Source organism: Nocardioides sp. DN36, assembly GCF_055380375.1.
In genome coordinates this window covers 3,433,560-3,447,211 of record NZ_AP043823.1, presented here as the reverse complement: position 1 = coordinate 3,447,211, position 13,652 = coordinate 3,433,560, and the positions used below count along the sequence as shown (strand labels likewise).

Here is a 13,652-nt window from a genome sequence, read left to right as displayed (position 1 = left end):
GTCTCGTTGATGCGAAAGGCAGCCGCCCTCCTCGGCGGCAACGAGCCGGCGCCTGCGCCGGCACCCGCCCCGGTCAAGAAGCAGCCGAAGTACCCGCTGGACTACGACCCGGCGAGCTGCGAGGTGATCGACCTGGTCAAGCCGTACACGATGACCAGCCACGAGAAGCTGTACGCGCTGATCACCGCGGTCCGCTACGTCGTGGACGCCCGGATCGAGGGCGCGCTCGTCGAGTGCGGCGTCTGGCGCGGCGGGTCCATGCACGCCATCGCGCGGACCCTGGACGAGAAGGGCGTGCACGACCGCGAGCTGCACCTCTTCGACACCTTCCAGGGGATGACCGAGCCCACCGAGCGCGACCGCAAGCTCAAGGGAGACCGCGCCGACGAGCTGCTCGAGACCTCCGCGAAGAACACGTGGGTCTGGGCGATCGCGTCCATCGAGGACGTCCGCGAGGGCCTGCAGACGCTGCCCTACCCCTACGAACGCTTCCACCTCGTGAAGGGGCCGGTCGAGGAGACCATCCCGGAGCACTGCCCCGAGAAGATCGCGCTGCTGCGCCTGGACACGGACTGGTACGAGTCGACCCGCCACGAGCTCGAGCACATGTACGACCGCCTCCAGCCGGGCGGGATCCTCATCATCGACGACTACGGCACCTGGCAGGGCTCCAAGGAGGCCACCGACGAGTTCGTGGCCGGGCTCGACAAGCCACTGATGCTGATGCGTGCCGGACGCTCCAGGATCGCGGTCAAGCCCGGCTGACCCGGCCGCGGCGGGCCGGCGCGGTGTCGGCCACGTCACTCCCGGAGCCGTTCCGTCGCCTGCAGGGCGGGGCGTAGATTCGGCAGTGGTTCCACTCGGGAACACCACGTACGACACGAGCAGACGTCCGGTACCCACCCCGGCCCCCGCGGAGCACGATCCCGCCGGGGGTGGTCGGAGGGACTGGAACGAAAGGTTCGCACCATGACGAAGGCACCTGTGCGCCTCCGGGTGGGCGTCGTCGGCGCAGGTCGCGTCGGGGCCGTCCTCGCAGCCGCTCTCGGCGCGGCCGGTCACCACGTCGTGGCCGCCGCCGGCGAGTCCGACGCCTCGCGGCACCGCATCGCCGAGCTGCTGCCCGGCGCCGCCAACGAGAAGCCGACCGTGGTCGCCCGTTCCTGCGACCTGCTGCTGCTCACGGTTCCCGACGACATGCTGCCCAACGTCGTGACGATGCTGGCCGCCAGCGGCGCGATCCACGAGGGCCAGCACGTCGTGCACACCTCCGGCCGGCACGGGCTGGCCGTCCTCGAGCCCGCCGCCTCGGTCGGGGCCCGGGTGATCGCCCTGCATCCCGCGATGACGTTCACCGGGACCGCCGTGGACCTGCCGCGCCTGGCCGGCTGCGTCTTCGGCCTGACCGCCCCGGCCGGCGAGCGCGCCGTCGCCGAGAGCCTGGTCGCCGATCTCGGCGGCCGCCCGATGTGGGTGCCGGAGGAGATGCGCACGCTCTACCACGCCGCGCTCGCCCACGGGGCCAACCACCTGGTCACCCTGGTGACCGAGGCGATGGAGATGCTCACCGCCGCCGGCGCCGACGACCCCGCCGGCACCCTGCGGCCGCTGCTCACCGCCGCCCTCGACAACGCGCTGCAGCACGGCGACGCCGCGCTGACCGGACCGATCGTCCGCGGCGACGTCAACACGGTGCGCGCCCACCTGGCCGACATCAGCGCCAACGCGCCCCAGACGCTGGCGTCGTACGTCGCCCTGGCGCGCGCCACCCTCGACCGGGCGGTGACCGACGGCCGGGTGCTGCCGATCCGGGCCGCCTCGATCCGGCTCGCGCTCGACGAGGCCGTGGCCCCGGTCGCCCCGAACCGGATCACGCTGCAGTGACCGGGACGCCCGTCCTCGCCACCACGCGCGAGGAGCTCGCCACGCTGCTCGCGCCCGCCCGCGCCGCGGGTCGCCGGGTGGGCCTGGTGCCCACCATGGGGGCGCTGCACGAGGGGCACGCCAGCCTGGTCCGGGTGGCCCGCGAGCAGGTCCCCGACGGACCGGTGGTCGTCTCGATCTTCGTCAACCCCCTGCAGTTCGGCGCCGGCGAGGACCTCGACCGCTACCCCCGCACCCTCGAGGCGGACCTGAAGGTCTGCGAGCGCGAGGGGGTCGACGTGGTCTTCGCGCCGTCCGTCGACGAGGTCTACCCCGGCGGGCACCCGCAGGTCACGGTCGAGCCGGGCCCGCTGGCCGACCTGCTCGAGGGCGCGACCCGCCCCGGCCACTTCCGCGGGGTGCTGACCGTCGTCGCCAAGCTCTTCGGCCTGGTCCGTCCGGACGTGGCGGTCTTCGGCGAGAAGGACTACCAGCAGCTGGTCCTCATCCGCCGGATGGTGCTCGACCTGAACATGGGGGTCCGGGTCGTCGGCGCCCCCACGCAGCGCGAGGTCGACGGCCTCGCGCTCTCGAGCCGCAACCGCTACCTCGAGGGGGAGCAGCGCGAGCAGGCGGTCGGACTGAGCCGCACCCTGCTCGCCGCGCGCGAGGTCTCCGAGTACGGCCCCGACGTCGCCCTCGACTCGGCGCGCGCCGAGCTGCGCCGGTCCCTCGGCGTCGACCTCGACTACCTCGTGCTCGCCGACCCCGGGCTCGGCGAGCTGCCCGCCGAGGTGCCCGCCGGCACCGAGGCGCGCATCCTCATCGCGGCCCGCGTCGGCGGCACCCGCCTGATCGACAACATGCCCATCACCCTCGGCTCCGGGCCCGAGCACCGCCACCAGGGAGACTCCTGATGCTCCGCACCATGATGAAGAGCAAGATCCACCGCGCCACGGTCACCCAGGCCGACCTGCACTACGTCGGCTCCGTGACGGTCGACGAGGACCTGCTGGACGCCGCGGACCTGCTGCCCGGGGAGCTGGTGCACATCGTCGACATCACCAACGGCGCCCGGCTGGAGACCTACACGATCGCCGGCGAGCGCGGCTCCGGCGTGATCGGCATCAACGGCGCCGCCGCCCGACTGGTGCACCCCGGTGACCTGGTGATCCTGATCGGCTACGGCCAGATGGAGACCGCCGAGGCGAAGGCATACCAGCCGCACGTGGTCTTCGTCGACGCGGACAACAGGGTGCTGGTGACCGGCAGCGACCCGGCCGGGACCTTCGACGGCGCCGGTCTGGTCCGGGGGGACCTCACCACCGCCCGATAGCCTGCACACGTGAACGGCAGAGCGGTCGACGCCCCCGTACGCCGGGTACCCGGCCGCCTCAGTGCGCCGCCCCCCGGATGGACCACGACCGCGGACGTGGTGGTCGTCGGCTCCGGGATCGCCGGGCTGACCGCCGCCCTGCGGCTGCGCGACCGGGTCGGCAAGGTCCTCGTCGTCACCAAGGACGTCCTGGCGGCCGGCTCCACCCAATGGGCGCAGGGCGGCATCGCCGCGGCGCTGGGTCCGGAGGACACCCCCGCCCAGCACGAGCACGACACGCTCGTCGCCGGCGCGGGGGCGTGCGACCTCGACGCCGTCCGGGCCCTGGTCACCGAGGGTCCCGAGGCGGTCCGGGAGCTGATCGCGCTGGGCACCCGTTTCGACCACGACCCCGACGGGGTGCTGTCGCTGACCCGCGAGGGCGGCCACCACCGGGACCGGATCGCGCACGCGGGCGGCGACGCCACCGGGGCCGAGATCCAGCGCGCGCTGATCGCCGCCGTCGAACGGGCCCCGGAGATCGAGGTGATCCAGCACGCGCTCGCCGTCGACCTGCTGCTCGACCCCGACGGCGGGGTCGCCGGCCTGACGCTGCACGTGATGGGCGAGGGCCAGCGCGACGGCGTCGGCGCCGTGCACTGCCGCGCGGTCGTGCTCGCCAGCGGCGGCCTCGGCCAGGTGTTCTCGCAGACCACCAACCCGGCGGTCGCGACCGGTGACGGCATGGCGGTCGCGCTGCGGGCCGGTGCGGCGCTGCGCGACCTCGAGTTCGTGCAGTTCCACCCGACGGTGATGTACCTCGGTCCCGAGTCGCGGGGACAGCAGCCGCTGATCTCCGAGGCGGTGCGCGGCGAGGGCGCCTTCCTGGTGGACTTCGAGGGCAACCGGTTCATGCAGGGCGTGCACGAGCTCGCCGACCTCGCGCCGCGCGACGTGGTCGCCAAGGCGATCACCCGACGGATGAACGAGACCGGGCACCCGCACATGTGGCTGGACGCGCGGCACCTCGGTGCGGCGTTCTGGGAGCGGCGGTTCCCGACGATCCTGGCCACCGCGAGGTCCCACGGGGTCGACCCGGTCACCGAGCTGATCCCGGTCGCGCCCGCCTGCCACTACGCCTCGGGCGGGGTCCGCACCGACCTGTGGGGCCGCACCAGCGTGCCCGGGCTGTACGCGACCGGCGAGGTGGCGTGCTCCGGCGTGCACGGCGCCAACCGGCTCGCCTCGAACTCCCTCCTCGAGGGGCTGGTGTTCTCCCGGCGGATCGCGACGGTGCTGCCCGGGGAGCTGCGGCCCTGGGCCGAGCCCGCCACGGACACGCGCACGGCCGGCCTGGTGCCGGGCTCGGTGCGCCGCGAGCTGCAGGAGGTGATGACCTCGCGGGTCGGCGTGCTGCGCAGCGCCGACGGCCTGGCCGAGGCGGCCCTGCTCCTCGACAAGCTGGCCGGGGTCGGGGCCGACGAGGTCAACCAGGAGTCATGGGAGAGCACCAACCTCCTGACGATCAGCGTCGCGCTGGCCGGCGCGGCCGCGCTGCGCGAGGAGACCCGGGGATCGCACTGGCGCGAGGACTTCCCCGCCCGCGACGACGCCGACTGGGCCGGACACCTCGACGCCGTGATGGCCGACGGCGAGACCACGCTCGACTTCCACCCGGCCGCCGCCACCGACCAGTCCGCCTGAGGAGAACCGCGTGACCGCCCGAACGCCGTACGACGCCCTCCCGCCCGCGCTGCTGACTGAGCTCGAGGACTCCGGCCTGGACCCCAAGGCCGTCTACGACGCGATCGTGGCCGCCGTCGCCGAGGACCTCCCCGGGGACGATGTCACCAGTGTCGCCACGATCCCCGCCGACGCCCGCGGCGTCGCCGACTTCGGGGCGAGGGAGCCCGGTGTCGTGGCCGGCCTGCCGGTCGCCGCGATGGTCTTCCACTACGTCATGGGCGACGAGGTCACCGTCACCGACCGGCTCCCCGACGGCACACGGGTGGTGGCGGGCGACGTGGTGATGCGGGTCGCCGGGCCGACCCGTGGCCTGCTCACCGCGGAGCGCACCGCGCTCAACTACGCCTCGCACCTGTCCGGCGTGGCCACCGCCACCGCCGCGTGGGTCGAGGCCCTGCAGGGGACCCGCGCCAGGGTCCTCGACACCCGCAAGACGCTCCCGAACTACCGCGCCCTGCAGAAGTACGCCGTGCGCTGCGGCGGCGGCGTCAACCACCGGTTCAGCCTCTCCGACATGGCGATGGTCAAGGACAACCACGTGGTGGCCGCGGGCGGCGTGGTGCCCGCCTTCCACGCCGTGCGGGCGGCGTACCCGCACCTCGAGGTGGAGGTCGAGGTCACCGACCTCGACCAGCTCCGGCAGCTGCTCGAGGCCGGCTGCGAGCGGATCCTGCTCGACAACATGGACACGGCGACCATGGCCGAGGCGGTGCGGCTGGTGGAGCGGGAGGGCGCCGCCGGACGGGTCACCCTGGAGGCCAGCGGCGGGCTCACGATCGCGCGCGCCCGGGAGGTGGCCGAGACCGGCGTCGACTTCATCTCGGTCGGCGCGCTCACCCACTCGGTCGTCGTCTTCGACCTCGGCATGGACCTCCAGGAGGCGTAGACCGCGTGGCGCTCCTGGCGGCCGACATCGGCAACAGCCACACCGTCCTCGGCATCATCGAGGACGGTGCGGTCGTCGCCGACTGGCGGATCGCGACGGTGGAGCGGCGCACCTCCGACGACTGGTCGGTCGTCCTCAAGGGCCTGCTGGACGACCACCTGGCCAGGATCGACGGGATCGCGGTCTGCTCGACGGTGCCCGCGGTGCTGCACGAGTGGCGCGAGATGCTGGCGAGCCACTTCCCCGACGTGCCCAGCGTCGTGGTCGAGCCCGGGGTGCGGACCGGGGTGCCGGTGCTGATGGACAACCCGCGCGAGGTCGGGTCGGACCGCATCATCAACGCCCTCGCGGCCGCCACGGACTACGGCGGGCCGGCGATCGTGGTGGACTTCGGGGGCACCGCGACCACCTTCGACGTCGTCAGCGAGCGCGGGCAGTACGTCGGCGGGGCCATCGCGCCGGGCATCGAGGTCTCGCTCGAGGCGCTCGGTCGCCGGGGCGCCCAGCTGCGCAAGGTCGAGCTGCTGCGACCCCGCGCCGTCATCGCCAAGAACACCGTCGAGGCGCTGCAGTCGGGCATGGTGTTCGGCGTCGCCAGCCAGGTCGAGGGCGTCGTCGCGCGGATGATCGCCGAGCTCGGTGCCGACCCGGCCGACGTCCGCGTCCTCGCGACCGGCTACCTCGCTCCGCTGGTGCTCGACGAGTGCCGTTGCTTCGACGAGCACGTCCCGTGGCTGACGCTGCGGGGCCTGGAGCTCGTCTTCGAGCGCAACCGCTGACGTCGGGCGCGGGCGCGGCGGGGGCGGTCGTCCACAGCTCTGGACCGGGTGGTTTCGGCACCCCGGTCGGGCGGGCATTGCTCCTGTGACGCAGACCATGCACAGGAGCGCGCATGTACGGGGAACCCAGCAAGATCCGTGAGGTGGCCGGCCGCCTCGAGAGACGGGCCGACCAGCTCAGGGCCGAGGCCGACGAGCTGCACGAGGCGAGCCGGGAGGTCGCCTGGACCTCGGTCGCAGCCGACCGGATGCGGGAGCAGGCGCGGCTGCGTCGCGACGAGCTCCGCGGCGTCGCCCGCGAGTACGACGAGGCTGCGCAGAAGGTCCGCGAGCACGCGGCCGAGGTGCAGCGGCTGCTCGACCTGATCGCCAGCATCGAGCGCCAGGTGCGCTCCATCATCAGCGGCGCCCTCGACCGGCTGCAGGGGGCGCTGTCCGACCTCGCCCACGGCATCAAGGACGCCCTCACCCCGGGTGACGAGTCCGACCGGCGGCTGGCGAACCTGGACACCCCGCCACCGGGCCACAAGGACTGGCTCGACATGCCCGACGTCGTCCCGGGGGTCCGGCTGTGAGCCCGGTGCTGCGGGTCCGGCCGGCCGCAGCGGCCCCCGCCGTGCCGCTGGTGCCGTTCCGCGTCACCCTTCGCCTCGACGAGCTCGTGCTGGCGGCCCGGATCGCCGACCTGCCCCTCCCCGTCCGCACCGACCGGCTGATGCGCGAGGACCGGTTCAGCGACCGGCTGGCCGGCACGCCCGCCAGCGAGGCCCGCGCGGTGCTCGCGGCGGCGCTCGCCCGGGTCGAGGACGACGGGCCCGACGGTGCCCGCGCGTCGCTGGCCGCGCGGGGCCTGCTCGAGGGTGAGGCCGTGGACGCCGGCGTGGTGTCGGCGCTGTCCGTGCTGGCCGCCGGCCCGCTGGGCGTGCTCCTCGACGTCGCCCTCGTCCGCGCCGAGGGTGACCTCCGGCTGCGCTCGTGGTTCGGGGTCGCGCCCTCGACCATCGCCCAGCTCTCGACCACGGACGGGCTGGATCACGAGCTGGCGTGGTTCGCGCCGGCCTTGTGGGTCTCACAGGTCACCCGCGCCGTCGCGGTCGAGCCGTGGGTGCCGCGCCCGGCGCCGCTCGCGCTCCCCGACCACGTCTCGCTCCCGAGCGAGCTGCTCGCCGGCAGCGAGAAGGCGCACCGCGAGCGGCGCACCGACCTGGTGCCCGCGCTGGCCGCGACGTACGCCGGCCGCGTCCGGCTCGGGGACGCCGGCTCGGTCCGCCCCGCTGACGTCGACGAGGCGCTGCGGCTGCTGACCACGCTCGGCACCGCCACCCGTGGACGCCTGCGGATGGTGACCCGTCGCCGGGACCGCGAGGACGCCGACCCGGCGGTCGCCTCCTGGCTCCTGTTCGACGACGGCTGGCACGAGCTGCGACCCGGCCGTGACGCCACGGCGGTGCTCCGGCGCCGTGACGCCCGTGACCTCGGGCTGATGACCTGGCCCGCGGTCGCGGCGGTGACGGGGGTGGCCGGATGAGCACGCCCGACATCACCGTGAGTGGCGGCGCCGGCGGCATCGACGCGCGGTACGACGACATCGAGCGCCTCGGCCGGCTCTACGGCGACACGGGTGCGCGGCTGCTCGAGTCCGCCTGGGACGACAAGCTCGAGGCGGCCGACGGCGACCTGCTGGCCTCCGCCGTCCTCTCGCCCGGGACCTTCGCCGCCGCCGAGGGCGCCATCGTCGACGCGACCTACGGGCCCCGCGGGCTGGTGGCCCGCGCGCTCGTGATCGAGGCCGAGAGCTTCTGCTTCGTGGCGGTCGTCGAGATCTACCGCACCGCCGACGAGCTGCGGCACGGGGCGATGGAGGCGCTGTCCTACGGTCTGGGCTTCGTGGTCGGCGTCGACCTGCCGGGCGTCCTCGTGCTCGGCGGCATCGTCTACGGAGGCCTGCACCTGTCGGGCGTGAGCAACGAGGAGATGATCGCCTTCCTCGAGGACCACCCCGAGATCGCCCAGACCCTGGTCAACGGCGGCGGCGGCCTCCTCGACGGCATGTCGGTCAACCCGCTCACCGGCCCGCTCATGGACCTGCTGGGCCTCGACGGCTTCCACCCCGACACCGGGTCGGCGGCCGACGACCTGGGCGACCTGCTCTTCGGCGACTACGCCGGCGACCTCAACGACGACTACCCGGGCCAGGAGTTCCAGGACGCCATCGACGCACCCCACGACGTGCAGGACGTCATCGACGACCTGGGCGTCGTCGCGACCGACACCCCGAACGGGGTGATCAACATCCAGCAGGTGGTGGGTCCCGACGGGTCGGTGCGCTACATCGTCCAGCTGCCGGGGACCGACGAGTTCCTGGACGAGCACGCGATCCGCAACATGGGCTCCAACCTCAACCTCATCGCGGGCGACTCCACGGCGTACGCCGACGCGATCCGCCAGGCGATGGAGGCGGCCCACGTGCCGCACGACGCCCCCGTGATGCTGGTCGGCCACTCGCAGGGCGGCATGCAGGCCGCCGCGCTGGCCGGCGACCCCGACTTCGACTACCACGTCACGCACGTCGTCACCGCCGGAGCCCCGGTCGCCACCTCGGGGATCCCCGACCACGTGCAGGTCCTCAGCCTGGAGAACACCGGTGACGTGGTCCCGCTCCTCGACGGCGAGAACAACCCGGCGACCGCCCACCACACGACCGTGCAGGCCGACATCCACAGCGGCAGCTTCGGCGCCGGACCCGGGCAGAACCACTCGCTGTCCACCTACAGCCAGATCGCCGGCGCGGTCGACGCCAGCAACGACCCGTCGGTCCAGCACTTCGTGGAGTCGATGCAGGAGCAGGGTTACCTCGACGGGACGACCTCGATCTCGAGCTCCTTCCAGACCCAGCAGGGGGACCAGGTGCGGGCTGCCGAGCTGCCGATCGGCAGTCTGGTGCCATGAGGCCTCTGCTCCCTGTGCTGGTGGCCGTGCTCGCCCTGGGGTCGTGCAGCAGCGCGACCAAGGCCCTGGAGGACGAAGCGGCGTGCCCCGGCCGGACCTGCACCGACGACGCCCGGGACCGCTACGACGCCATCGCGGGGCTCGATCGGGTGACCGGTGTGGAGAACGTGGCCCGGACCTACGGCCTGGACAGGGGCGCCGCCAGCGCCGCCACCGTGCGGGCCTCGGTGCGCGACGACCGCCAGGCCCGGCAGGTCGCGCTGGACGTGCTGGCCGAGCTCGACGCCTGGCCCGACCACGAGCCGTCGACGGCGACCGCGACGGTCCGGGCGGACCCGGCGGTCGAGACCGACTACGTCGGACGGCAGACCGAGGACCTCACGAACCCGTACTTCAAGGCGTGCTCGCCCGCCGAGTGCGAGCAGGCGCTCGCCGACCTGCGGGAGCGCATGCTCACCGAGATCGACGGTCTGCGTGACGTCGGCATCGAGGTCCGGGGCGCGACCCTGCACATCGACGGGACCACCGACCCCGACCGGTACTCCCCGGCGGCGGCCGCCGCCAAGGGGATGGTCTTCGACGCCGCCCTGCGGTTCGCCGACCGGCTCGACGTCGAGATGAGGGCGACGGGCCCGCTGGAGCTCACGCTGAGGCTGCGCGACGGCCGGGTCTGCGACCAGGCTCCGGGCACCACCGCGGCGTGCGACGAGGAGAATTCAAAACCTTTCGACAATTCCTGACCACACGCCGACTTCGCCAACTCGGATCAACGCGGGTTCAATTGGGAATTGCCGACTTTTCTGGCACACTTTGTCGCGCCGTTAATGACGGCAATTCCTTTTCGTGCGAATTGAATTGAGGAAGAAATGGCGCAGAAGGTCAACATCGTGCTGGTCGACGACATCGACGGAAGCGAAGCGACCGAGACGGTTTCCTTCGGCCTCGACGGCACGTCGTACGAGATGGACCTCAACGACGCGAACGCCGCCCGCCTGCGCGACGCGCTGGCGGAGTTCGTCGGCCACGCCCGCAAGGTCGGCTCCGCCTCCCGGCGCGGTGGCGGGCGTCGCGCCGGCGCGGCCGCCAGCGGCGGCCCGAGCGCCAAGGAGATCCGCGACTGGGCCCGCGCCAACGGTCACGAGGTGCCCGACCGCGGTCGCGTCTCCGCCGAGGTCCGTGAGGCGTACGACGCCGCGCACTGACCGACCCACCCGCACGCCGAGTCGGCGCTCGTTGACACCTTCGCGTGTCGAGGAGCGCCGACTCGGCGTCTGTGGGGGCTCGTCGACGCCCCACGTGCTCCCGTCCGGCCGGCCCTGTTCGCTCTCAGCGGAGCGGCGACTGCGCGCATCCGGGAACGCGTAGGCTGTCGTCGGGGTTAGTTCTCTTGTCCGGTCCCGTCGATCCACGAGCGGGGCGGCCCCGAGCTCCTGAGGAGAGTTTCAGATGTTCGAGCGGTTCACAGACCGAGCCCGCCGGGTGGTCGTGCTGGCCCAGGAAGAGGCCCGCATGCTCTCCCACAACTACATCGGCACGGAGCACATCCTGCTCGGCCTGATCCACGAGGGGGAGGGCGTCGCCGCCAAGGCGCTCGAGAGCCTCGACATCTCGCTCGAGGCCGTGCGTGCCCAGGTCGAGGAGATCATCGGCCAGGGGCAGCAGGCGCCGAGCGGCCACATCCCGTTCACGCCGCGCGCCAAGAAGGTCCTCGAGCTGTCCCTGCGCGAGGCGCTGCAGCTCGGCCACTCCTACATCGGCACCGAGCACATCCTGCTCGGCCTGATCCGGGAGGGCGAGGGCGTCGCCGCCCAGGTGCTGCAGAAGCTCGGCGCGGACCTCAACCGCGTGCGCCAGCAGGTCATCCAGCTGCTGTCGGGCTTCCAGGGCAAGGAGTCCGCGTCGTCGGGCGCCGCCGCGAGCGGCTCGACCAGCGACGCGCCCTCGTCCTCGCTGGTCCTCGACCAGTTCGGCCGCAACCTGACCCAGGACGCCCGCGAGGGCAAGCTCGACCCGGTCATCGGCCGGGAGCAGGAGATCGAGCGGGTCATGCAGATCCTGTCCCGCCGCACGAAGAACAACCCGGTCCTCATCGGCGAGCCCGGCGTCGGCAAGACGACGATCGTGGAGGGCTTGGCCCAGGACATCGTCAAGGGCAACGTGCCGGAGACGCTGAAGGACAAGCAGATCTACACGCTCGACCTCGGCGCCCTGGTGGCCGGCTCCCGCTACCGCGGTGACTTCGAGGAGCGCCTGAAGAAGGTGCTCAAGGAGATCCGCACCCGCGGCGACATCGTGCTGTTCATCGACGAGATCCACACCCTCGTCGGCGCCGGCGCGGCCGAGGGCGCGATCGACGCCGCCAGCATTCTCAAGCCGATGCTGGCCCGCGGCGAGCTGCAGACCATCGGCGCCACCACCCTCGACGAGTACCGCAAGTACCTCGAGAAGGACGCCGCGCTGGAGCGCCGCTTCCAGCCGATCCAGGTCGCCGAGCCCTCGATCGCGCACACCATCGAGATGCTCAAGGGCCTGCGCGACCGCTACGAGGCGCACCACCGCGTCACCATCACCGACGAGGCCCTGGTCTCGGCGGCGACGCTGGCCGACCGCTACATCTCCGACCGGTTCCTGCCCGACAAGGCCATCGACCTCATCGACGAGGCGGGCTCCCGGCTGCGCATCCGCCGGATGACCGCCCCGGCCGACCTGCGCGAGTACGACGACAAGATCGGCGACGTGCGGCAGCGCAAGGAGGCCGCCATCGACGGGCAGGACTTCGAGGCCGCCGCGCGCCTGCGCGACGAGGAGAAGCAGCTGATCCTGAAGAAGGCCGAGCGCGAGAAGCAGTGGCGCGCGGGCGACATGGACGAGGTCGCGGAGGTCGACGAGGAGCTGATCGCCGAGGTGCTCGCCGTGGCGACCGGCATCCCGATCGTGAAGCTGTCGGAGGAGGAGTCCACCCGGCTGCTCAAGATGGAGGACGAGCTCCACAAGCGCGTCATCGGCCAGGAGGAGGCCGTCAAGGCCCTCTCGCGGGCCATCCGTCGTACCCGCGCCGGCCTGAAGGACCCGAAGCGCCCCGGCGGCTCGTTCATCTTCGCCGGCCCGTCCGGTGTCGGTAAGACCTGGCTGTCCAAGACGCTCGCGGAGTTCCTCTTCGGCGACGAGGACGCGCTGATCCAGCTCGACATGAGCGAGTTCGGCGAGAAGCACACGGTCTCGCGGCTCTTCGGCTCGCCCCCCGGCTACGTGGGCTACGAAGAGGGTGGCCAGCTGACCGAGAAGGTGCGGCGCAAGCCGTTCTCGGTCGTGCTGTTCGACGAGGTCGAGAAGGCGCACCCGGACATCTTCAACAGCCTGCTGCAGATCCTGGAGGAGGGTCGCCTGACCGACTCCCAGGGCCGGGTGGTCGACTTCAAGAACACCGTCATCATCATGACCACCAACCTCGGCACCCGCGACATCGCCAAGGGCGTCAACCTCGGCTTCCAGCAGAGCGGCGACGCGGCGGGTTCCTACGACCGGATGAAGGCCAAGGTCTCTGAGGAGCTCAAGCAGCACTTCCGCCCCGAGTTCCTCAACCGTGTCGACGAGATCATCGTGTTCCCGCCGCTGTCGCAGGAGCAGATCATCTCGATGGTGGACAACATGATCGCGGCGGTCGAGAAGCGCCTCAAGGACCGCGACATGCAGCTCGAGCTGACCCAGCCGGCGAAGAACCTGCTCGCCGAGCGGGGCTTCGACCCGGTTCTCGGTGCGCGACCGCTGCGTCGCACCGTCCAGCGCGAGATCGAGGACACGCTCGCCGAGAAGATGCTCTACGGCGAGGTCGGCCCCGGCCAGATCGTGCTCGTGGACGTCGAGGGCGAGGGTCCCACCGCGACCTTCACCTTCAAGGGCCAGAAGGTCGGCGCGCTGCCGGACCTGCCGCCGTTCGAGACCGCCGGGGTCGAGCTCACCGGTGGTGAGGGCGCCACGGACGAGGGCGACGAGCCCGGTCCGATCGACGTCCCGAAGTCGCCCGACAACGACTGACGGTCACACCGCTCAACCAACAACGTCATCCGGCCCGGTCGCTCCTGCGACCGGGCCGGATGACGTCCCGGCGGACGTC

At 72.4% G+C, this 13,652-nt stretch carries 13 protein-coding genes; all 13 read left to right on the top strand.

What is annotated here, in order from left to right:
• Positions 1 to 9: 9 nt before the first annotated feature.
• The 13 genes from ACZ43H_RS17425 to ACZ43H_RS17365 all read left to right on the top strand — a co-directional run bounded on the left by ACZ43H_RS17425 (position 10) and on the right by ACZ43H_RS17365 (position 13,573).
• On the top strand, positions 10 to 765 hold the full coding sequence (locus ACZ43H_RS17425) for a TylF/MycF/NovP-related O-methyltransferase (protein ID WP_464584978.1): 756 nt from the start codon (positions 10 to 12) through the stop codon (positions 763 to 765).
• A 204-nt stretch (positions 766 to 969) separates the two neighbouring features.
• Complete coding sequence (locus tag ACZ43H_RS17420) at positions 970 to 1,884, top strand: Rossmann-like and DUF2520 domain-containing protein (protein ID WP_464584976.1); 915 nt, start codon at positions 970 to 972, stop codon at positions 1,882 to 1,884.
• Positions 1,881 to 2,780, top strand: coding sequence for a pantoate--beta-alanine ligase (panC, locus tag ACZ43H_RS17415; RefSeq protein ID WP_464584974.1), 900 nt, complete (start codon positions 1,881 to 1,883; stop codon positions 2,778 to 2,780). The genes ACZ43H_RS17420 and panC overlap by 4 nt, the downstream gene beginning before the upstream one ends.
• Positions 2,780 to 3,199: an aspartate 1-decarboxylase gene (panD, locus tag ACZ43H_RS17410; RefSeq protein ID WP_464584972.1), complete on the top strand. Its 420-nt coding sequence runs from the start codon at positions 2,780 to 2,782 to the stop codon at positions 3,197 to 3,199. Before panC ends, panD begins: the two co-directional genes overlap by 1 nt.
• 9 nt (positions 3,200 to 3,208) lie before the next feature.
• Entirely contained in the window at positions 3,209 to 4,882 is a 1,674-nt protein-coding gene (locus tag ACZ43H_RS17405; RefSeq protein ID WP_464584970.1) for an L-aspartate oxidase, read from the top strand.
• Positions 4,883 to 4,892: 10 nt separating this feature from the next.
• Positions 4,893 to 5,810 carry a carboxylating nicotinate-nucleotide diphosphorylase gene (nadC, locus tag ACZ43H_RS17400; RefSeq protein ID WP_464584968.1) on the top strand — a complete coding sequence of 306 codons (918 nt, stop codon included), beginning with the start codon at positions 4,893 to 4,895 and terminating at the stop codon, positions 5,808 to 5,810.
• A gap of 5 nt (positions 5,811 to 5,815) precedes the next feature.
• Positions 5,816 to 6,589 carry a type III pantothenate kinase gene (locus ACZ43H_RS17395; protein WP_464584966.1) on the top strand — a complete coding sequence of 258 codons (774 nt, stop codon included), beginning with the start codon at positions 5,816 to 5,818 and terminating at the stop codon, positions 6,587 to 6,589.
• A gap of 113 nt (positions 6,590 to 6,702) precedes the next feature.
• Positions 6,703 to 7,164 carry a WXG100 family type VII secretion target gene (locus tag ACZ43H_RS17390; protein ID WP_464584964.1) on the top strand — a complete coding sequence of 154 codons (462 nt, stop codon included), beginning with the start codon at positions 6,703 to 6,705 and terminating at the stop codon, positions 7,162 to 7,164.
• On the top strand, positions 7,161 to 8,117 hold the full coding sequence (locus tag ACZ43H_RS17385; protein WP_464584963.1) for a hypothetical protein: 957 nt from the start codon (positions 7,161 to 7,163) through the stop codon (positions 8,115 to 8,117). The genes ACZ43H_RS17390 and ACZ43H_RS17385 overlap by 4 nt, the downstream gene beginning before the upstream one ends.
• A complete protein-coding gene (locus ACZ43H_RS17380; RefSeq protein WP_464584961.1) occupies positions 8,114 to 9,538 on the top strand; it encodes a PGAP1-like alpha/beta domain-containing protein in 1,425 nt (474 codons plus the stop codon). The genes ACZ43H_RS17385 and ACZ43H_RS17380 overlap by 4 nt, the downstream gene beginning before the upstream one ends.
• Complete coding sequence (locus ACZ43H_RS17375; RefSeq protein WP_464584959.1) at positions 9,535 to 10,278, top strand: hypothetical protein; 744 nt, start codon at positions 9,535 to 9,537, stop codon at positions 10,276 to 10,278. Before ACZ43H_RS17380 ends, ACZ43H_RS17375 begins: the two co-directional genes overlap by 4 nt.
• Before the next feature lie 126 nt (positions 10,279 to 10,404).
• The gene (locus ACZ43H_RS17370) at positions 10,405 to 10,740 is read left to right on the top strand and encodes a histone-like nucleoid-structuring protein Lsr2 (protein ID WP_464584957.1); all 336 of its coding nucleotides are present in this window, start codon (positions 10,405 to 10,407) and stop codon (positions 10,738 to 10,740) included.
• A gap of 244 nt (positions 10,741 to 10,984) precedes the next feature.
• A complete protein-coding gene (locus tag ACZ43H_RS17365) occupies positions 10,985 to 13,573 on the top strand; it encodes an ATP-dependent Clp protease ATP-binding subunit (protein WP_464584955.1) in 2,589 nt (862 codons plus the stop codon).
• Positions 13,574 to 13,652 lie beyond the last annotated feature (79 nt).